This is a genomic window from Corallococcus sp. CA053C, from assembly GCF_003611675.1.
Lineage (GTDB): Bacteria > Myxococcota > Myxococcia > Myxococcales > Myxococcaceae > Corallococcus.
On sequence record NZ_RAWA01000162.1, the window covers coordinates 1 to 19,743 of the forward strand.

Sequence of the window (19,743 nt, forward strand, 5' to 3'; positions counted from 1 at the left end):
GGGTGGCGCGGGGGGGCGGCGGCGCGGCTTCAGCCCCCGTGCGGCGGACGGGCGTCGGGCGGAAGGACTGCGCGACGTCCGCGGCAGGAGGCGTCGCGTGCGGCGACTGCACCTGCGCGGTGGCCGCGGCGGCGGCCGTGTCACTGCCCTCCTCCGCCTGCAGCGCTCCGGCGGCCTCGCTGACGCGGGCGTCCTCGGCGCGGCTGGCCAGCTCCAGGAGGGTGCGCGTCTTCTGGCGCTTCTCCTCGAAGAGCTCGCCCATGATGGCGGTCATCTGGTCTTCGTCGAACAGCTCGGAGCCCAGCGTGGATTCGATGGCGCGCGCCAGCTCGCGGCAGGTGCCGAAGCGCTGCCCGGCGTCCCTCGACAGGGCCTTGAGCACCACCCCTTCCAGGGCCTCGGGGATCGCCGGGTTGAGCGAGCGCGGCGCGGGGATCTCCCCGTCCACGATCTGCATCATCACGGCGGCCTCGCCCGGCGCGTTGAACAGGCGCTGACCGGCCACCAGCTCGTGCATCATCACGCCCGCGGAGAACTGGTCGCTGCGGCCGTCCAGGGCCTGGCCGCGCACCTGCTCCGGGGACATGTAGCCGCTGGTCCCCTTCACGGTGCCCACCTGCGTGCGGCCCAGCTTGCCGCGCGCCTTGGCGATGCCGAAGTCGATCACCTTCACGACACCGTCGTAGGTGAGCATCACGTTCTTCGGCGACACGTCCCGGTGCACCACCGCCACGGGACGGCCCGACGGATCCATGAAGTGATGGGCGTAGTGCAGGCCCAGGCACGTGTCGCGGATCACGCGGGCGCTGAAGCCCAGCGGCAGCGCGTAGTTGCGCTTGGCCGCCATCTTCACCACCTGCTCCAGGTTCTGGCCCGGCAGGAACTCCATGGCGAGGTACAGCTCGCCGTCCTCCTCGCCCAGGTCGAACACCTGTCCGATGTTCGCGTGCGAGAAGGCGGCGGTGATGCGCGCCTCGTCGAGGAACATCTTGACGAACTGATCGTCCTTCTTGATGTCGGGGAGGATCTGCTTCACCGCGACGAACTTGCGGAAGCCGCCAGGGCCAGAGGTGAACGCGAGGAACAGCTCCGCCATCCCGCCCATCGAGAGTCGGGTGAGGATCTCGTACTTTCCAATGCGCCGCCCCCGGTCGGGATCTTCTCCGGCGCCTCCCTGCGTGCTCATGGCCCCGGGGATGTTACCCGCCACGGTCCCCCAGGTCGATGTTCCTCTTCCAGGAGACCCCACCCCCTGCTCCTCTGGGCGGGGCCGGCCTCCGGGAGGGAGAGCGGAGAAAGCGGATTAGGCCCCGAACCGCTGTCGCCGCACGTCGAGCATCCACGCTTCGAGCGCGGCCACGGCCGGGGCCGGAGGCTCCAGCGGGAGCACGGAGTCCGCTTCCGCCGCGTCGAGCACGGAGAAGGCCCGCGCCACCTCGCCCCGCCACCGCTCGCTGAGCGCCTCGGGCAATTCGCTGCGCTCACCCCGCAGCTTCTGCTCCACCAGCGCATGGGCCTCGCTGAAGCCATACGGCTCCAGGAGGACGGTGACGTCCGTCTCCACTTCGCCCGTGCGCAGCGCATGCGTCCCGGTGAGCGCGGTGCGCAGCACGTACAGCAACTTCTTGGCGGAGCGGAAACCACTCTTCTCCCACTCGCGAAGCTGGCCCTGCGCGAAGCCCCGGTAGTGCCGGTGGATGCGGCGCGACAGCACCGCGCGCACGTGCGGACGCAGCGCATCCAGCGCCGGAACGCTTCGCACGGGGATGGCCCCCAGCACCCGCTCCAGGTAGTTGCCGTTGCCCTGCAGGATGCCGAGCAGCACGGGCTGCAGCTCGTTGGACGAGTAGTCCACCTCCACGCCCTCCAGCACCTCCAGCCGTTCGGCGGGCACGTGCCGGGGCTGGAGGGCCAGGAGCGACGCGGTGGACGCGATGTGGATGGACTTGAGGTCCAGGTCGCTGTCCGGCGAGGGGAACCCATACGCATGCGCGCCGGAGAGGGAGACCACCAGGTGCTCACGCTGACGCGACTCCTCGTCCAGCACCCGGTCCGCCATCCGCCGCTGATGCTCCGTCATCACGCCCTTCATTCCGCCCCTCCTTCCAGCGCCGGAGCCTCCGGCGCGTCACGACCCAGCGGCCCGGGCGACTTCAGCACCCAGCGCCGCGCGACCTCTTCACCCACGCGCCGCAGCAGCTGATCCGCGCGCGCGTAGTCCGGATGCTCCGGCAGCCGGCTCTCACGGTGCGCGGCTTCCAGCTCCGGCGCCATCGCCTCGGCGTCATGCAGGACGTCCTCCAGCGGCACCTGCCCGCCCTTGATGTCGAGCAGCCGCGCCTTCAACGCCCCCGTCGCCTCGAAGGTGGGCACTCCGTCGCGCAGCCAGCCCGTCGCCAGCGCCACCAGTCGCAGCAGGTTGTAGGCGTTCTTCGGCCGCAGCTCCCGCGCGGACGGAGGACGCTGGCCGCCGCCGCGCGCGTACGCGGTCAGCGCCGCGAAGTCGTTGGCCGCGAGCAGCCCCTGATCCCAGAGCGAACGGTAGAGCTGCTTCACGTAGGTCTTCGCCGCGAGCACCGCGTCCTCGGGCGTGGGCGCGGTCCGGGGAGACACGGCGGCGAGCCGCCGGGCCACGACGTCCAGGTCCGGAGTGGGCTCCTCGCACAGCCACGCGAGCAGCAGGTCGCGGTGCTCGGCCAGCCGCTGGCTGCGCGTGAGCTTGTCGAGCTGGCTCATGGCATAGCGCCCGAAGCTGCCGAAGATGGCCCGGGAGACGAACGCCTCGCGCGCCTCCAGCATCCACGCGCCCAGCGCGTCCACCGCCGTCGCGCCGGGGACGAACAGCGTCTCGAGCGTGTTCGGATCCGCGCGCAGGGCCTGCTCCACCGTCTTGCGGACCTCCCAGTACGTGGTGCTGCCATCCGCGCTCACCAGGTCCTGGGGCGGCTGCGCCAATCCCAGGGTCCACGGCAGGGGCAGCGCGAACACGCCGCGCACGTCCACGTCGGAGCGCGCGTCCGCGAGCCCCCACGCGTGGCTGCCCACGCGCGTCTCCAGCACCACGCACGGCCGCAGCGCACCCCAGGCCGCTTCGCGTCGCTGGGCGAACTGGACCTGTCCCACGCGCCGGGGCACCAACTCATCGCGCGCGAACCACACTTCGCCCACGCCGACGATCTGCACATCGAAGCCCCCGTCATGAGCGCGGACCACCCGGCCCACCACGCCCTGCGGGATGCGGCGCCCCGCCGAGGCCACGCGCTCCACGCGCGTCGTGACCTCGGTGCCATGCGGCAGCGGCACGGACAGCCGGTCGATCTGTTCGAGCCCCCGGACCCTCGCGGAAGGGGCAGCGGAGGATTCATCTCGCGGGTCGCTCATCGGTCCCTCCCGGGCCGGATGTTGGGCCACGTGGGACGCAGTGAAGCACGGGAGCCTGACCGGGTGCGGTGCTTCGCGTCAGCGTGCGATGCGCTCCGGAGCGGCCACGCCGGAGGGGCGCGTGGGAAGCAGGCCCTCGACCTCGGCCGCCAGGGGAAGCGCCGCCACCGCCCCCAGCTTCGTCACCACCCGCGCCCCCACGCCGGCCGCGAACGTCATCAGCGCGGTGAGGTCCTCCCGTGACGCGTCCGCGAGCGCGCGCGCATCCCCGTACCAGCGCACCAGCCCCTGCAGCATCGCGGACACGAAACCATCTCCCGCGCCCGTGGTGTCCACCACCGTCACCTGGGGCGCGGGGACGTGGACGACCTCGCCCCGCCAGAGGAACACCGCGCCCCGCTCGCCCAGCGTCACCACGGGCAGCCGCACGCCCTGCTCCGACAGCCGCCGCAGGGCCTCCTCGGGAGTGCGCGCGCCGGTGACGAAGGGCGCCTCGTCCTCGGACAGCTTCACCACGGTGCACAGGGGCAGCATGCGCCCCAGGAGGATCCGCAGTTCCTCGGGCTGGGGCCACACCTCGAGCCGCAGGTTCGGATCACAGCTCACGAGCATCCCGGCCTCGCGCGCCAGGGTGAGCATCCGCACCATGGCCTCGCGCGCCTCCGGCAACACCAGCGAGTTGGATCCACAGTGCAGCACCTTCGCGCTGCGCACGAAGTCCCCGTCCACATCCGAGTCGTCCAGCAGGAACTCCGCGGAACGCGTCCGGAAGTACGTGAAGCTGCGCTCGCCCCGGGCATCCAGTGAGACGAACAACAGGCCCGTGCGCGCATGGTCCACCTGGCGCAGGTGGCTCACGTCCACGCCCTCCGCCGCCAGGCGGTCGCGCAGGAAGTGGCCGAACTCGTCCGAGCCCACCACGCCCACCATCGCCGAGCGCAGGCCCAACCGCGCGAGCCCCACGGAGACGTTGGCCGGGGAGCCTCCGGGCGCGGGCCGCCACGCCTCCACGTCCCGAACCCGCGAGGCGCGTCCGGCGACGGGGAGGAAGTCCACCAGCGTCTCGCCGACACACACCACGTCCAGCGGCCCAGCCCCGTGCATGACGCTCTCCGCCCGCGACGTGCGGGACCGCGCTTCAGTCCAGGCCCACCTGGGCCATGAAGTCCACGCTCTTGAGCCGCCGGCCCAGGTGGTGCGCGATGAAGACGTTGAGCAGTCCGCGCGCGCGCGCCCGGAGGTCCGCGGGCAGCGGCGTGCGTCCCCCCTCCTGGAGCGAGCGCAGCCCGGACAGCAGCGCCACCGGCACCGCGACCGAATCCCGAGCACGTCCGCCGCAGGGCTCGCACACCGCGCCGCCGTGGCCCTGATCGAACCGGGGCCGCTCTCCAGGAGCACCACCGCACAGCGAGCAGGAGTCGAAGCGGGGCATCAGCCCGGCCTGTGCCAGCGCCGCCAGCTCGAAGGCGAGCAGCGACGTGGGCCCGGCCTCCTTCGCGTCCAGCCGCTGCAGGTAGCCCTCCATCAGCTGGAACAGCTCCGGGTGCGGTTCATGTTCGCGCGTGAGCTCGCGGCACAGCTCCACCGCGTACAGCGCCCGGGCGATGAGCGACAGGTCCTCGCGCGCCGCATAGAAGCCCGAGACGATGTCCGCGGAGTCCAGGCGCACCGTGGAGCCCCGCGTCTCCACCAACTGGACGCGCAGCCGCATGAACGGCTCCAGCGCTCCCGCGAAGCGCCGCTTGCTCTTGCGCGCTCCCGCGGCGAACGCGGTCAGCTTTCCATGCTCGCGCGTCAGCAGCGTCACCATCCGGTCGGCGTCACCGTAGTCGACCGTGGACAGGACGAACGCGTCGTCGGCGTACCGCTCCATGATCCCCCTTCAACGCGCCAGGGGCGACGGAAGCTTCCCGGTCAGCACCAGGAACAGGAGCGCGCCCAGGAGCAGCACCGCCAGCACCGCGGCCAGGATGACGTACGCCCGCTTGCGCCGCTCCTTCTCGAGCTGCACGGGCGACGGCGCGGGCACGGCCCGGTCCACCTCCTCGTAGCGCAGCGCCGCTTCCTCCGGCGACAGCCCGATGACCTGCGCGTACGCGCGGATGTAGTTCAGCACGAACACGCGCTCGGGCAGACGCTCCACCTGACCCGCCTCCAGCGCCGCGACGAGGCTGGGGGGGATCTTCGTCTCCCGAGAGACGTCCTCGCGCGACAGCCCGCGGAGCTCGCGTTGCTGGCTGAGGTATTTGCCGAAGTCGACGTGATCCACGGTCACCAGGGCCCCTGGCTAGAGGTGTTCCAGCAGTTGGTGGCAGTCGTCCTTGAGCACCTGCTCATTGGGCTGGGCCTTGGCCTCGCAGCCCGCGAACGCCTTCTTCGCCGCGTCCACCTGCCCGAGCTTCGCCTGGCACACCCCCTCGCGGTGGTAGGCCTCCGCCGCGTCCGGGCACTTCTCACGGTAGTTGGCGAACTGCCGGCAGGCCTCCTCCGTCTTGCCCGTCTCGTCGTAGATGATGCCCAGGTTCCGGAAGCCCAGGCAGAACTCCGGGTTGGTCGTCACGGCCGCCTTGATGTTCTGCAGCGCGTTCGCGGTGTCGCCCTTCTTGTAGAGCGCCCAGCCCATGTTCCCCTGCGCGGAGAAGGCGAAGCGGTACTGCATGTCGTTGAGCGCCTCTTCGTACAGCTTGATGGCCTCGTCGTAGCGCCCCTGGTCCAACCGCAGGTTGCCCAGGTTGGTGCGCGCGTCGGAGAAGGTCGGCCGCAGCTTCAGGGCCTTCTCGTAGTGCGTCGACGCCTCGTCCAGCCGGCGGAAGGACAGGTGCAGCAGGATGCCCACCGCGTTGTGGGCCTCCGGGTTGTCCGGGTTCTGCTCCAGGGCCTTCTGGTACTCCGCGAGCGCGTCCTGCACGTGGCCGTGCTGCTGGGCCTGCACGCCCAGGTCGTAGTGGATCTCCGAACTCCGAAGCTCCTTCTCCGTGGGGACGTGCGCACAGCCCGCGGACGCGAGCACGAACGCGAGGCAGCAGGCGGAAGCGATGCGGAACATGGGAGCCAATCCGGGGTGGAGGTTCAGAACGCGGCCAGGAAGCGGCCCAGGGTGGTGGCGACGTTGCGCTTCTCTTCGGCACGGGCCTTCACGGCGGGCACGAGCGTGGGCTCCTTGAAAAACACGGGGAGCGTCTTGAGCCACTCGTCCTGCTGCGCGGGCGCCACGGCGCGCCAGTTCGCGTTGTCCATCATGAAGCCCAGCGACTCCACGAACGCGAGCGCGTCGTCCTCGTCCTCGCGCAGCTCATCCGCGGACTGGATGCGACGGCCGGACACGTACACCGCGCAGTCGCCCGCCTCCACCAGGTACAGGTACACGAAGACGCCCGCGCCCTGCCCTCCGCGCAGCCCCACCACGAAGGCCTGCGCCGGCCCCGCCTGCTTGCCGGGGATGGCCACGTGCGGCGCGTTGAGGGACAGGTGCAGCGCGAGCACCTGGTCGCGGCTGGCGGGGAGACCCCGGTAGCGCTCGTCGATGGTGAACACCGTCGTCTCCCTTCCCCGCGCCCCCCGCGTCAGCGGGTGGTGAGGGTGAACTCCTCGGTCGCGTCCTGCGCGTCCGCAGCCGTCTTCTGGAAGCGGATGAGGGGCGTGTCAATCATCACGTTGCCGCCGCCCTCATTGCCTTCCCCGATGATCACCTTGAAGACGTTGTTGGCAGAAATGCTGCGGCGACTTCCCCCCGCCACCTTGCGGGCAATGAGCGTCACCGCGTTTGGCCCGGGACGCAACTGACTGGTGATCTCCTGGACCACCTGGTCCTCGTTGTTGCGCAAGCGACGCACCCACCGCGAGTTCACGTACACGTCGATGTCGAAGTCGGTCATCCCCGGAGTCGTCTGCTCCGTCACCAGCCAGTAGCGCTGGGTGATGCGTCCCGGCACGGGGGCCGGGGTACCGGACGGAGCCGCGGCCGGAGCCACGCCGGCATCGGTGGCGGCGGCGACTGGAGGCGTCGCGACCGGCGGCGTGGCGGTGGGTGGAGGCGCGGGCGTCACGGTCGTCACCCGGGCGGCGTAGCCCGGCGCATCGATGTGGACGTTCCCTTCCGCGTCGATGCGGACGGTGGCCTTCTCGAAGCGCTGGTTCTTCACGCCGTCGATGTTGACGCCGTTGAGGAAGACGGAGCCGGCCAGGGCCAGCATGGGGACGAGCGTGGTCGCGAGGGTGAGCGCGATGCGAGCGGACGGGCGAGACATGGGGGGCATCCCTCCTGGGAATCCTCAACAGTCCCGGGGGCTTGCAACGACTTAGCGCACCCCGGGGAGCGGGACAAGGCGAGTGTGGCCCGGGTTGGAGCGCGCCACGGCCCCGAACATTCACCCGGAAGTCCCGCGGGCCCGTCTTCAGGGCGCCGCGGTCGTCGTCGCGCCGGGCTCCTCGGGCGGCAACTCCCGCTGCGCGAGCGCCCAGTCTCCGCCCAGGCCGTGGCCCTCGCGGAAGCGGCGGAAGTCGCGCCGCACGGCCCGGGGGTAGCGGCGGAACTTCTCCAGTTCCCCCGCCTTCAGGGCGTCCCGGATGCGCGTGGGGCCGGCGTTGTAGGCCATCAGCGCCAGGTCCAGGTCGCCGCCAAACCGGCCCTGCAGCGAGCGCAGGTAGCGGATGCCCAGCCGCACACAGACGGCGGGATCGGACACGACCTCCTCGCGCGACAGCCGCAGTCCCTCCTTCTCCGCCAGGAAGTGCAGCGTGCTGGGCTTGATCTGCATCAGCCCGCGGGCGCCCTTGTCGGAGATGGCCTCCTCCTCGAAGTCGGACTCCACATCGATGAGGGCCAGCACCAGCAGCGGATCATACCCGGTGTGGCGGGCCTCCTCGTCGATGGCCTGCCCCAGCCGCCGGCGCAGGGTGAGCCCCAGGTCCGGGGCGCGCTTGGCCAGCACCGCGTCGATGAGCACCGCCTCCGCGGAGGCGGACTCCAGGGACACCACCTCGGGGACCACGGGCTGGGAGGGCGGCTCCTCCAGGAGGGGCACCACCCGCGCGGACACCACGAGCGCCACGCCCGCGAGCAACGGGAGCCGGGAGCACCCGCTGCTCAGGGCATGCAGCCCCGCGAAGAACCGCGTTCCCAACGACCTGCCGCCCGAGGCGGCGGGTCCACTCACTTGCGGTGCTCCAGGGCCTGGATGCGCTCGGAGAGGCGCTCCAGGCGGCTGCCAAACGCCTGCAACTCCTCGCGGCGCGGCAGCTTCAAGAGCGTGAGCGCCGTGCGCACCCGCTCCTCCACGTTGTGCTCCAGGTCCTTGCGGTGCCCCGTCAGCCGCTCCGAGAACTCCCGGGCCTGACGCTTCACCTCGTCCTGGCTCCAGCCCGCGACGGTCGCCACGCGCTGCACGGCACGGGAAGCCTCCTCCTCCGCCGTGTTCACCGCCAGGAGCGCCTGGCTCCAGATGCGCTCGAACGCCTCCGCCACGGAGGTCTTCTCTCGGGGGGCCTCGGTATTGTTGTCCATGAAGTCGCTCCGGGAGCGCCCCGGGCCCCTGAAGGGAAACCCGAGGCATTCAAACGAAAGGGGCTGCCACCTAAGCACACCCCTTGGGTGAAGAAAACGCTGCTCAGGCTCGCGGAGAAGACGCCGCGCTGCCCGAATTCTTGGTCGCGCCGTGGGCCCGACGGGTGGGCTTCAGCAGTACATCCAGCTTCTTCGACAGGCGGCCCAGTTCGTGGGTGATCTGCTGCACCTGGGACTGGCTGGCAACTCCCACCGCCTCCACGACCTTCGCCTGCAGCCCATCCAGCCGCTTGCGCAGCTCCGTGCCCGCCGCATCCACCTTCTTGGTCAGCTCCTGCACCCGGGGGTCCGCGCGCAGCTCACCGGCCTGCACCTTCGTCCACAGGGCCTGGACCTCCTTCTTCGCCTCCTGGCCCCGCGTCTCCAGCACCTTGAAGGCCTTGTTCGCCTCCCCTTCCAGCCCCTCGAAACGCTTCTGGGCCTGGGACAGCTGCCCCTTCAGGAAGCTCTCCACGTTCTGCGTGACACCCGTCTTCTCCGCCGTCTTCTCACTCGTCGTAGTCATGTCGCTCTCCCCCACCCGGGGAATCCCGGGCCGATAACGTGATGCGTCAACATAACGCACCGCGACATGCTGTCAAGCTGAAGGCTGATGAAATGTGCAAAACGAGAAAGCCGCCGCCCCGGCATGAACCAGGACGGCGGCGGTCTCCCGGAGCGTCAGGGACGCTCCGTCAGGGCACTAGGCGACGTCGGTGGACCGGGTGTCCGGCCGCGACGGCGGAGGGGCCAGCGGGCCGGTGTCTCCGTGGGTGGCGGCCAGGGCGGCCTCCATCTCGTTGACCTCGTCCGTGGGGCTCTCCACCTCGATGTCGAGGTGCTTGTAGTTCGGCAGGCCCGTGCCGGCGGGGATGAGCCGGCCCATGATGACGTTCTCCTTGAGGCCGCGCAGGTAGTCCACCTTGCCGTTGATGGCGGCCTCGGTGAGCACCTTCGTGGTCTCCTGGAACGACGCCGAGGAGATAAACGACTCGGTGGAGAGCGAGGCCTTGGTGATGCCGAGCAGCAGCGGCTCACCCACGGCCGGGCGCTTGCCCTCGGCCATGACCTTCTCGTTCTCCTCCTCGAACACCCACTTCTCGACCTGCTCGTCGACCAGGAAGTTGGTGTCGCCCACGTCCGTGACGCGCACCCGGCGCAGCATCTGCCGGACGATCGTCTCGATGTGCTTGTCGTTGATCTTCACGCCTTGCAGTCGGTAGACCTCCTGCACTTCGTCCACCAGGTAGCGCGCGAGTTCCTTCTCGCCCAGCACCTTGAGGATGTCGTGCGGGTTGGCCGCGCCGTCCATCATCGCCTCGCCGGCCTTCACGCGGTCGCCGGAGTGGACGTTGATGCTCTTGCCCTTGGAGATCAGGTACTCCTTGGCCAGGTCCGCGCGCTGCTCACCGCTCACCTCGGGGGTGATGATGAGCTTGCGCTTGCCCTTGGTGTCCTTGCCGAAGGACACCACGCCGTCGATCTCCGCGATCGCCGCCGCGTCCTTGGGCTTGCGCGCCTCGAAGAGCTCGGCCACGCGGGGCAGACCGCCCGTGATGTCCTTGGTCTTCGTCGTCTCGCGCGGCACCTTGGCGATGACCTCGCCCGCGGAGATCTCATCCGTGTCGTTCACGGTGATGATCGCGCCCTGGGGCAGGAAGTAGCTCGCCTGGTTCCGGGAGGACGGCAGGTCCTTCACGTTGCCCTGCGCGTCGCGGATGGTGACGCGCGGACGCGCCTCCGGGTCCTTGGACTCGATGACCGTCTTGCGCGACAGGCCCGTCACTTCATCGAGCGTTTCGGACATCGTCACGCCTTCGATGATGTCCTCGTAGCGCACGACACCGCCCACTTCCGTGAGCAGGGGAATCGCGAACGGGTCCCACTCGGCCAGGAGCACGCCCGGCTCCAGCTTCTGGTGTTCCTTCACCAGGATGCGGGCGCCGTAGATGATCTGATAGCGCTCGCGCTCGCGGCCCGACTCGTCGACGACGACGAGCTCGCCGTTGCGGTTCATGGCCACCAGCGTGCCGTCCGCCTTCTGCACCGTGTTCAGGCCCGCGAACTTCACGGAGCCCGCGTAGCGGTTCTCGAGGCTGGACTGCTCCGCGCGCCGCGTCGCCGCACCACCGATGTGGAAGGTGCGCATCGTGAGCTGGGTACCCGGCTCACCGATGGACTGCGCCGCGATGACGCCCACGGCCTCGCCGACGGACACCTTGCGGCCGCGCGCCAGGTCACGGCCGTAGCACTCCACGCAGATGCCGCGCTTGGCCTGGCAGGTGAGCACCGAGCGGATCTTCACCCGGTCCAGACCGCTGTTCTCGATGCGGCGGACGCGCTCCTCGTCGATCTCCTCGTTGGCGCGCACCAGCACCTCGCCCGTCACCGGGTCGAGGATGTCGTCCAGGGCCACGCGGCCCAGGATGCGCTCACCCAGCGGCTCGATGATCTCTCCGCCTTCGACCAGGGCGCCAATGAACAGACCGTCCATGGTGCCGCAGTCGTACTCGTTGATGATGGCGTCCTGCGCCACGTCCACGAGACGGCGGGTGAGGTAACCGGAGTTGGCCGTCTTGAGCGCCGTGTCCGCCAGGCCCTTGCGGGCGCCGTGCGTGGAGATGAAGTACTGGAGCACGGAGAGGCCTTCACGGAAGTTGGCCGTGATGGGCGTCTCGATGATTTCGCCGGAGGGCTTGGCCATCAGGCCGCGCATACCGGCCAGCTGACGGATCTGCTGGGCGCTGCCGCGCGCGCCCGAGTCGGCCATGATGTAGATGGGGTTGAACGACGGCTGCTTGCGCGTCGTGCGCACGCCCTCGTGGTACCCGGTGGCCTCGTCGGTGGAGATCTGCTGCATCATCTCCTGGGCGACCTTCTCGGTGATCTCCGCCCAGATATCGATGACCTTGTTGTAGCGCTCACCGTCGGTGATGAGGCCCTCGAGGTACTGGTTCTCGATCTCCGCCACTTCCTTGCGCGCGTAGTCCAGGAACTCCTGCTTCTTCGCAGGGATGATCATGTCCTTGAGCGCGATGGAGATGCCGGCGCGGGTCGCGTGGAAGTAGCCGAGGCTGCGGATGCGGTCGGCCAGCAGCACCGTCTCCTTCTCGCCCGTGAGGCGGTAGCAGAGGTCGATGAGGTTACCGAGCGACTTCTTGTCGAGCACCTTGTTGATGGCGTCGAAGCCCACGCGGCGCGGCACGACTTCCCACAGCAGCACGCGGCCGACCGTGGTCTCCTTGCGCTTGGCGTCGATGCGGCACACCACCTTGGCCTGCAGGTGCACCTCGCCGTGGTCGTACGCGGCGCGCACTTCCTCCGGCGACGCGAACACGCGGCCTTCGCCGTTGGCGAACTCGCGGGCGCGGGTCATGTAGTAGATGCCGAGCACCATGTCCTGCGTCGGGACGATGATGGGCTTGCCGTTCGCGGGGCTGAGGATGTTGTTCGTCGACATCATCAGCACGCGCGCTTCCATCTGGGCCTCGATGGAGAGGGGCACGTGCACGGCCATCTGGTCGCCGTCGAAGTCCGCGTTGAACGCGGCGCAGACCAGCGGGTGCAGCTGGATGGCCTTGCCTTCGATGAGCACGGGCTCGAAGGCCTGCATGCCCAGGCGGTGCAGCGTGGGCGCGCGGTTGAGGAGCACCGGGTGCTCGCGGATCACGTCCTCGAGGATGTCCCAGACCTCCGGACGCTCCTTCTCCACCATCTTCTTCGCCGACTTGATGGTGGTGACGTAGCCCTTCTCTTCGAGCTTGTTGTAGATGAACGGCTTGAACAGCTCGAGCGCCATGATCTTCGGCAGGCCGCACTGGTGCAGGCGCAGCTCGGGACCGACGACGATGACCGAGCGGCCCGAGTAGTCCACGCGCTTGCCGAGCAGGTTCTGACGGAACCGGCCCTGCTTGCCCTTGAGCATGTCGGACAGCGACTTCAGCGGCCGCTTGTTCGGGCCGGTGATGGTCTTGCCGCGGCGGCCGTTGTCGAACAGCGCGTCCACCGCCTCCTGCAGCATCCGCTTCTCGTTGCGGATGATGATGTCCGGAGCGTTGAGCTCCTGGAGCCGCTTGAGACGGTTGTTGCGGTTGATGACGCGGCGGTACAGGTCGTTGAGGTCGGACGTCGCGAAGCGGCCACCGTCCAGGGGGACGAGCGGACGCAGGTCGGGCGGAATCACGGGGATGACGTCCAGCATCATCCACTCCGGCTTGTTGCCAGAGACGCGGAACGCCTCGGCCACCTTCAGGCGCTTGGCGTACTTCTTCCGCTTCGCCTCGCTGGTGGTCTCGCGCATGTCCTTGCGCAGTTCCTCGGACAGCTTCTCCACGTCCAGGGACTTGAGCATCTCACGGACGGCCTCGCCGCCCATGCCCGCGGTGAACGAGTCCTCGCCGTGCTCCTGGAAGAGCCGGTGCATCTTCTCCTCGGAGACGAGCTCGCCACGCTGCAGCGGCGTCGCCTTCGGGTCGATGACCATGTAGCTCTCGCAGTACAGCACCTTCTCCATCTCCTTGAGGGTGATGTCGAGCAGGTTGCCGATGCGGCTGGGCAGCGACTTGAGGAACCAGATGTGGGCCACGGGCGTGGCGAGCGTGATGTGTCCCAGGCGCTCACGGCGCACCTTGGACTGGATGACCTCCACGCCGCACTTCTCACACACGACGCCGCGGTGCTTCATGCGCTTGTACTTGCCGCAGTTGCACTCGTAGTCCTTCACGGGACCGAAGATGCGCGCGCAGAACAGGCCGTCGCGCTCCGGCTTGAACGTGCGGTAGTTGATGGTCTCCGGCTTCTTCACCTCGCCGTGCGACCACTGCCGGATCTTGTCGGGCGACGCCAGCGCGATGCGGATGGCGTTGAACGACAGCGGGTCCTTCGGCTTCTCGAAGAAGTTGAAAATGTCCTTCACGTTGCCTCCGAAAACTTATGAGCGCTCAAGGCGCCAAACGTTTCGGGCCCCCGCCCTGCACCCGGTCGGCCGCTCCCTCCACGAGGAAGCGGTTCCGACCGGTCAGGCGGGCGCGCCGGCTTCTTAGAAAAGGCCTTAGGCCTCGGTCCCCGACTTGCGATCCTCGCCGTCACCGCCGCCGAGGAAGTCGCCGCCGAAGCTGCGCTGCCGTTCGGGGGGCGCGCTCTCCAACAGCTCCACGTCCAGGGCCAGCGACTGGAGCTCCTTGAGGAGCACGTTGAACGACTCGGGCAGGCCGCTCTCGAGGACGTTGTCGCCCTTGACGATCGCCTCGTACATGCGCGTGCGGCCCACCACGTCGTCCGACTTGACGGTGAGGAACTCCTGCAGCGTGTACGCCGCGCCGTAGGCCTCCATCGCCCACACTTCCATCTCGCCCAGACGCTGGCCGCCGAACTGGGCCTTGCCGCCCAGGGGCTGCTGCGTGACGAGCGAGTAGGGCCCGATGGAACGGGCGTGGATCTTCTCGTCCACCAGGTGGTGCAGCTTGAGCATGTACATCACGCCCACGGTGACGTTCTGGTCGAACGGCTCACCCGTGCGGCCGTCGAAGAGCACCATCTGGCCCGAGCGCGGCAGCCGGCCCTCATCGAAGAGGGCGTGCAGCTCCGTCTCGCGAGCGCCGTCGAACACCGGCGTCGCCACGTGGATGCCCTTCTTGAGCCGGCGGCAGAGGTCCTGGACCTCCTGGTCGGACAGGCCGTCCACGAAGTCGCCGAAGGCCTTGTCGTCGTAGACGACCTTCAGCTGCTTCTTGAGCTGCTCGCCGCTGAAGTTCTCGTCGAGGTAGCGCTGCAGCTGCTCGCCGACGCCCTTCGCGGCCCAACCCAGGTGGACCTCGAGGATCTGCCCGATGTTCATGCGGCTGGGGACGCCGAGCGGGTTGAGGACGATGTCCACCGGACGCCCGTCCTCCAGGTACGGCATGTCCTCCTCGGGGAGGACGCGGGACACGACGCCCTTGTTGCCGTGGCGACCGGCCATCTTGTCGCCCACCGCCAGCTTGCGCTTGATGGCGACGTACACCTTCACCATCTTGATGACGCCCGGAGGAAGCTCGTCGCCCTTCTTGATGCGGGCGATCTTCTCGCCGAAGGCCAGCTTCACGGCCTCCTTCGTCTCTTCCAGGCTGCGCAGGATGTCGCGCAGGCGCGCGTCCAGCGGCTCGCCGACGGAGATCTCACCCCAGTACTTGTACGGCACCGTGGTCAGCAGCTCGTCGTTGAGGATGTCGCCCTTCTTCAGGAGGATCTTCCCCTTGTCGTCCACGAGCTTGCCCTGGACCTCCTTGCCGCGGACCAGGCCGCGCAGGCGGCTGTAGGCGGAGTCCTGGAGGACCTTGATCTCGTCGTTCTGGTCCTTGAGGAGCTTCGCCTCCTCCATGGACTCGATCTGCTTGGCGCGCTCGTCCTTCTCCACGCCCTTGCGGCTGAACACCTTGGCGTTGATGACGGTGCCCACCACGCCCGGAGGCACGCGCAGGGAGCTGTCACGCACGTCGCCGGCCTTCTCACCGAAGATGGCGCGAAGGAGCTTCTCTTCGGGGGAGAGCTGGGTCTCGCCCTTCGGAGTGATCTTGCCCACCAGCACGTCGCCGGGCTTCACCTCGGCGCCGATGCGGATGATGCCGCTCTCGTCCAGGTCCTTGAGGGCCTCTTCACCCACGTTCGGGATGTCGCGGGTGATCTCCTCCTTGCCCAGCTTGGTGTCGCGCGCGATGCACTCGAACTCCTCGATGTGGATGGACGTGAAGACGTCCTCCTTGAGGATGCGCTCGCTCAGCAGGATGGAGTCTTCGAAGTTGTAGCCCTGCCACGGCATGAACGCGACGACGATGTTCTGTCCCAGCGCCAGCTCACCGGTTTCGGTGGCCGGACCGTCCGCGATCACGTCGCCCTTCTTCACCCGGTCACCCTTGCGGATGATGGGCTTCTGGTTGAGGCACGTGTTCTGGTTGGAGCGCTGGTACTTGAGCAGGTTGTAGATGTCCACCTCGCTGGACACGTCGCTCAGGGCCGCGTTGGAGTCCGCCTTCACCACGATGCGGCCGGCGTCCACCGACTCCACGATGCCGTCGCGGCGCGCCACGCAGGTGACGCCCGAGTCGCGGGCCACGATGGCCTCGATGCCCGTGCCCACGAGCGGCGCGGACGTGCGCAGCAGCGGCACGGCCTGGCGCTGCATGTTGGAGCCCATGAGCGCGCGGTTCGCGTCGTCGTTCTCCAGGAACGGGATGAGGGAGGCGGCCACCGACACGAGCTGGTTCGGGGACACGTCCATCAGGTCCACGTCCTCGGCCTTGACCTGGACGAACTCGCCGCTGCGGCGGCTCTGCACCAGCGCGTTGACGAACTTGCCCTTCTTGTCCGTCTCCGCGTTCGCCTGGGCGATGGTGTGCTTCTCCTCCTCGAGCGCCGAGTAGAAGGCCACGTCCGCGGTCACGCTGCCCGCGTCCACCTTGCGGTACGGCGTCTCCACGAAGCCGAACTCGTTGACGCGCGCATAGGTCGACAGCGACGCGATGAGGCCGATGTTCGGGCCTTCCGGCGTCTCGATGGGGCAGATGCGGCCGTAGTGCGTCGGGTGCACGTCGCGCACCTCGAAGCCGGCGCGCTCGCGGGTCAGACCGCCAGGCCCGAGCGCGGACAGACGGCGCTTGTGCGTGACTTCCGAGAGCGGGTTCGTCTGGTCCATGAACTGCGACAGCTGGCTGGACCCGAAGAACTCCTTGATGACCGCCGTCACGGGCTTGGCGTTGATGAGGTCGTGCGGCATGAGCGTCTCGATCTCCTGGAGGCTCATGCGCTCCTTGATCGCCCGCTCCATGCGAACCAGACCGATGCGGTACTGGTTCTCCAGCAGCTCACCCACCGCGCGCACGCGCCGGTTGCCCAGGTGGTCGATGTCGTCGATCGTCCCCTTGCCGTTCTTGAGGTCGATCAGGTAGCGGATGACCTCCAGGATGTCGCGCTTGGTGAGGATCTGGCCATCCAAAGGCTCCTCGAGGCTGAACTTGAAGTTCAGCTTGAGGCGGCCGACCTTGGACAGGTCGTAGCGCTCCGGATTGAAGAACAGGTTGCTGAACAGGTTCGTCGCCGTCTCCGGCGTCGGGGGATCACCCGGGCGCAGGCGCCGGTAGATCTCCATGATGGCCTGCTCGGGCGACTCGATCTTGTCCAGCATCAACGTCTCACGCAGGTACGGACCCACGTTGAGGTTGTCGATGAAGAGGACCTTGAACTCCTTGATGTCGCGCTTGAGGAGCTCGTCCACCTTCTCCTGCGAGACCTCCTCGTTGCACTCGAGGATGACCTCACCGGTGTTCTCGTCCACGACGTCGTAGGCGGAAACCTTGGTGAACAGCTCGTCCACGTCGATGGGCAGCTTGGTCATCTTCGCCGCTTCAAGCTTCTTGATGGCGGCGCGCGTGAACTTGCGGTTCTTCTTGACGATCAACTCACCGGACTTGGTCTTGATGTCGCGCGTGGCGCGCTGACCCGGCAGGAGCTCCAGCTCGACGCTCTTCTCGAAGTCGGCGGCGCTCTGCAGGTAGATGGTCTCGGTGGCGTAGTAGTAGTTGAGGATCTCCTCGGTGGAGCCCTTGAAGTCGAGCGGGTTCTTCTTCGCCGTGTCACCGACGGCGCCCAGGGCGCGGATGAGCACGGTGGCCGGCAGCTTGCGGCGCCGGTCGATGCGCACGTACAGCAGGTCCTTGTGGTCGAACTCGAAGTCGATCCACGAGCCGCGGTACGGGATGATGCGGGCGTTGTAGAGCAGCTTGCCCGACGAGTGGCTCTTGCCCTTGTCGTGGTCGAAGAACGCACCCGGGCTGCGGTGCAGCTGGCTCACGACGACTCGCTCGGTGCCGTTGATGATGAACGTACCGTTCTGGGTCATCAGCGGGATTTCGCCGAAGTAGACTTCCTGCTCCTTCACATCGCGGATCGACTGGGCGCCAGTTTCCTCGTCCTTGTCCCACACGACCAGGCGCACGACGACCTTGATGGGCGCCGAGTAGGTCATTCCACGCTGGTGGCACTCATCGACGTCGTACTTCGGCTTTTCCAGGTGATAGCTGACAAACTCCAGCGAGGAGGTCTCGTTGAAGTCCCGGATCGGGAAGACGGACTTGAAGACACCCTGAAGGCCAAGGTCCTCGCGCTTCTCCGGGGCAATATCGGCCTGGAGGAACTTTTCGTAGGACTGCTTCTGGATGTTGATGAGATTGGGAATGTCGATGATCTTCGCGATTTTGGCGAAGGTCTTCCGCACGCGGAAATTGTTCTGGATCTGCGTCGGCATTCGGTCTCCGGAGACGGCTGCTCGGGCGGGGCAAACTTCAGTAACGCGCGGCGGCGCCGGGAAATTTGGCAAATGTCAAATGGGCAAAGCCGGCGCCCCAGCAAAGGGGACGCCGGCCTGCTCATCCGGTCAGGAGGCTGCCCGGGATTTCCCGGAAGAACAGGACAGCCCCTGTCAGAACTACTTCACTTCGACGGTGGCGCCAGCCGCGGTGAGCTGGTCCTTGATCTTCTTGGCGTCGTCCTTGTTGACGCCTTCCTTGACCGTCTTGGGCGCGCCCTCGACCAGGTCCTTGGCCTCCTTCAGGCCCAGGCCGGTGATGGCGCGGATCTCCTTGATGACGTTGATCTTGTTGGCGCCCGCGTTCGCGAGAACCACGTTGAACTCCGTCTTCTCCTCGACAGGAGCGGCGGCAACGGCAGGACCCGCGGCAACGGCAACGGCCGCAGCGGAAACGCCCCACTTGGCCTCGAGGGCCTTCACGAGCTCAGCGGCCTCCAGGATGGTCAGGGAGGAGAGGTCTTCGGCAATCTTGTTCAGGTCAGCCATGGAACTGTGTCCTTCTGGTGTTGACTAACGGCCGGCGACCCATTGGGTCAGCCTGGCCGCGGGGGTTGCGGTAGAAAAACTTCTCGGGACGATTACTCGGGCTTCGACTTGTCCGCGTTGGCCTGGATGACCCGCGCGAGCTGCGACCCGGGGGCCGCGATGGTCCGAACCAGCTTGCCAGCAGGCTGGTTGAGCATTCCGAGCAACTGCCCTCGGAGCTCATTGAGGCCCGGCAACTTCGCCAGCGCCTTCACACCGTTGACGTCGACCTTGCGGCCGTCCACCACGGCGCTGCGGACCTTGATGGTCTCCATGTCCTTGATGAACTCCATCAGGATCTTGGCAGGAGCCACCACGTCGTCGTAGCTGATGCACAGGGCCACGGGACCCGTGAAGTCATCCGAAATCACGGAGACGGACGTGCCCTCAGCGGCACGGCGCGCCAGCGTGTTCTTGATGACCTTGTACTCGACCTTGCCCTCGCGGAACTTCCGACGAAGCTTGGTCACCGTCTCCACGTCCACCTTGGAGAACTCGGCGACCACCGCGGACTTGGTCCGGGCGAACTTCTCGTGGAGTTCCTTGATCATCACTTCCTTCTCGCTCTTCAGCACCTTGACTCACCTCCTTTTAGGCCCGACCTGACGGTCGGGCGTGATGCCTGGGCCAAAGTGGCAGAGCGAGAGGGGGGCCTCCGAGAGGCACCACACCGCACCTCCAGTCTCGGCAGGGCTGACCTTGCGGCCGTTTGAACCTGGAGCGGATGGACGGTCCGACCGGTTACCCGGTTCCCAACGGACGCGTCTTCTCCCCTTCCGGGTCCCTGCTGTCATGAACCAGGTCGGAACACCGTGTCTCTCGACATGGCGCTCCAATTGCAAAAGCCGGGGGCCTATACCCCCGGCTTTCGCAAAGATCCAGCACTTTCTATGCGACCGACGTTGGGCAGGCGACAGGACTGACGCTCCCCGTCAGGGAGCGCACCCTTCCCGGC

16 protein-coding genes are annotated in these 19,743 nt (G+C 67.8%); all 16 read right to left on the reverse strand.

The annotated features are described in order from the left end of the window. Positions 1-1,186 (reverse strand): serine/threonine-protein kinase (locus D7V97_RS21420; RefSeq protein WP_147444912.1); only part of this gene is annotated, 1,186 nt, incomplete at its 3' end. A gap of 117 nt (positions 1,187-1,303) precedes the next feature. Then, positions 1,304-2,092 (reverse strand): nucleotidyltransferase domain-containing protein, encoded by a 789-nt coding sequence (locus D7V97_RS21425; RefSeq protein WP_199728889.1) that lies wholly within the window; start codon positions 2,090-2,092, stop codon positions 1,304-1,306. Beyond that, positions 2,089-3,381, reverse strand: coding sequence for a nucleotidyltransferase domain-containing protein (locus D7V97_RS21430; protein WP_120612515.1), 1,293 nt, complete (start codon positions 3,379-3,381; stop codon positions 2,089-2,091). The genes D7V97_RS21425 and D7V97_RS21430 overlap by 4 nt, the downstream gene beginning before the upstream one ends. 78 nt (positions 3,382-3,459) lie before the next feature. After that, positions 3,460-4,485, reverse strand: coding sequence for a carbohydrate kinase (locus D7V97_RS21435; RefSeq protein WP_120612516.1), 1,026 nt, complete (start codon positions 4,483-4,485; stop codon positions 3,460-3,462). A gap of 34 nt (positions 4,486-4,519) precedes the next feature. Continuing rightward, complete coding sequence (gene recO / locus D7V97_RS21440) at positions 4,520-5,254, reverse strand: DNA repair protein RecO (protein WP_120612517.1); 735 nt, start codon at positions 5,252-5,254, stop codon at positions 4,520-4,522. A 9-nt stretch (positions 5,255-5,263) separates the two neighbouring features. Continuing rightward, on the reverse strand, positions 5,264-5,650 hold the full coding sequence (locus D7V97_RS21445; RefSeq protein ID WP_120612529.1) for a RodZ family helix-turn-helix domain-containing protein: 387 nt from the start codon (positions 5,648-5,650) through the stop codon (positions 5,264-5,266). Between the two features lie 18 nt (positions 5,651-5,668). Beyond that, positions 5,669-6,427, reverse strand: a complete 759-nt coding sequence (tgl, locus tag D7V97_RS21450; protein WP_120612518.1) for a social motility TPR repeat lipoprotein Tgl — start codon at positions 6,425-6,427, stop codon at positions 5,669-5,671. A 23-nt stretch (positions 6,428-6,450) separates the two neighbouring features. After that, on the reverse strand, positions 6,451-6,915 hold the full coding sequence (locus D7V97_RS21455) for a social motility and stimulation tgl protein (RefSeq protein ID WP_120612519.1): 465 nt from the start codon (positions 6,913-6,915) through the stop codon (positions 6,451-6,453). A 29-nt stretch (positions 6,916-6,944) separates the two neighbouring features. Beyond that, complete coding sequence (locus D7V97_RS21460) at positions 6,945-7,628, reverse strand: hypothetical protein (protein ID WP_120612520.1); 684 nt, start codon at positions 7,626-7,628, stop codon at positions 6,945-6,947. 147 nt (positions 7,629-7,775) lie between these two features. Continuing rightward, positions 7,776-8,537 carry a lytic transglycosylase domain-containing protein gene (locus D7V97_RS21465; protein WP_120612521.1) on the reverse strand — a complete coding sequence of 254 codons (762 nt, stop codon included), beginning with the start codon at positions 8,535-8,537 and terminating at the stop codon, positions 7,776-7,778. Further along, entirely contained in the window at positions 8,534-8,884 is a 351-nt protein-coding gene (locus tag D7V97_RS21470) for a phasin family protein (protein WP_120612522.1), read from the reverse strand. Before D7V97_RS21470 ends, D7V97_RS21465 begins: the two co-directional genes overlap by 4 nt. Positions 8,885-8,987: 103 nt before the next feature. Continuing rightward, positions 8,988-9,449: a hypothetical protein gene (locus tag D7V97_RS21475; protein WP_120612523.1), complete on the reverse strand. Its 462-nt coding sequence runs from the start codon at positions 9,447-9,449 to the stop codon at positions 8,988-8,990. 177 nt (positions 9,450-9,626) lie between these two features. After that, a complete protein-coding gene (rpoC, locus tag D7V97_RS21480) occupies positions 9,627-13,838 on the reverse strand; it encodes a DNA-directed RNA polymerase subunit beta' (protein WP_120612524.1) in 4,212 nt (1,403 codons plus the stop codon). Positions 13,839-13,973: 135 nt separating this feature from the next. Beyond that, on the reverse strand, positions 13,974-18,200 hold the full coding sequence (gene rpoB, locus D7V97_RS21485) for a DNA-directed RNA polymerase subunit beta (RefSeq protein WP_120612525.1): 4,227 nt from the start codon (positions 18,198-18,200) through the stop codon (positions 13,974-13,976). Between the two features lie 180 nt (positions 18,201-18,380). Further along, a complete protein-coding gene (rplL, locus tag D7V97_RS21490; RefSeq protein ID WP_120612526.1) occupies positions 18,381-18,749 on the reverse strand; it encodes a 50S ribosomal protein L7/L12 in 369 nt (122 codons plus the stop codon). Between the two features lie 92 nt (positions 18,750-18,841). Further along, positions 18,842-19,363 carry a 50S ribosomal protein L10 gene (rplJ, locus tag D7V97_RS21495; RefSeq protein WP_120612527.1) on the reverse strand — a complete coding sequence of 174 codons (522 nt, stop codon included), beginning with the start codon at positions 19,361-19,363 and terminating at the stop codon, positions 18,842-18,844. Between the last annotated feature and the right edge of the window lie 380 nt (positions 19,364-19,743).

Excerpts from the sequence above, each read along its gene's own strand:
- D7V97_RS21470 (WP_120612522.1), bottom strand. The coding sequence starts at position 8,884 with ATGGACAACAATACCGAGGCCCCCCGAGAGAAGACCTCCGTGGCGGAG.
- rpoB (WP_120612525.1), bottom strand. The coding sequence starts at position 18,200 with ATGCCGACGCAGATCCAGAACAATTTCCGCGTGCGGAAGACCTTCGCC.
- D7V97_RS21435 (WP_120612516.1), bottom strand. The coding sequence starts at position 4,485 with ATGCACGGGGCTGGGCCGCTGGACGTGGTGTGTGTCGGCGAGACGCTG.
- D7V97_RS21430 (WP_120612515.1), bottom strand. The coding sequence starts at position 3,381 with ATGAGCGACCCGCGAGATGAATCCTCCGCTGCCCCTTCCGCGAGGGTC.
- D7V97_RS21425 (WP_199728889.1), bottom strand. The coding sequence starts at position 2,092 with ATGAAGGGCGTGATGACGGAGCATCAGCGGCGGATGGCGGACCGGGTG.
- D7V97_RS21460 (WP_120612520.1), bottom strand. The coding sequence starts at position 7,628 with ATGTCTCGCCCGTCCGCTCGCATCGCGCTCACCCTCGCGACCACGCTC.
- recO (WP_120612517.1), bottom strand. The coding sequence starts at position 5,254 with ATGGAGCGGTACGCCGACGACGCGTTCGTCCTGTCCACGGTCGACTAC.
- D7V97_RS21475 (WP_120612523.1), bottom strand. The coding sequence starts at position 9,449 with ATGACTACGACGAGTGAGAAGACGGCGGAGAAGACGGGTGTCACGCAG.
- rplL (WP_120612526.1), bottom strand. The coding sequence starts at position 18,749 with ATGGCTGACCTGAACAAGATTGCCGAAGACCTCTCCTCCCTGACCATC.
- tgl (WP_120612518.1), bottom strand. The coding sequence starts at position 6,427 with ATGTTCCGCATCGCTTCCGCCTGCTGCCTCGCGTTCGTGCTCGCGTCC.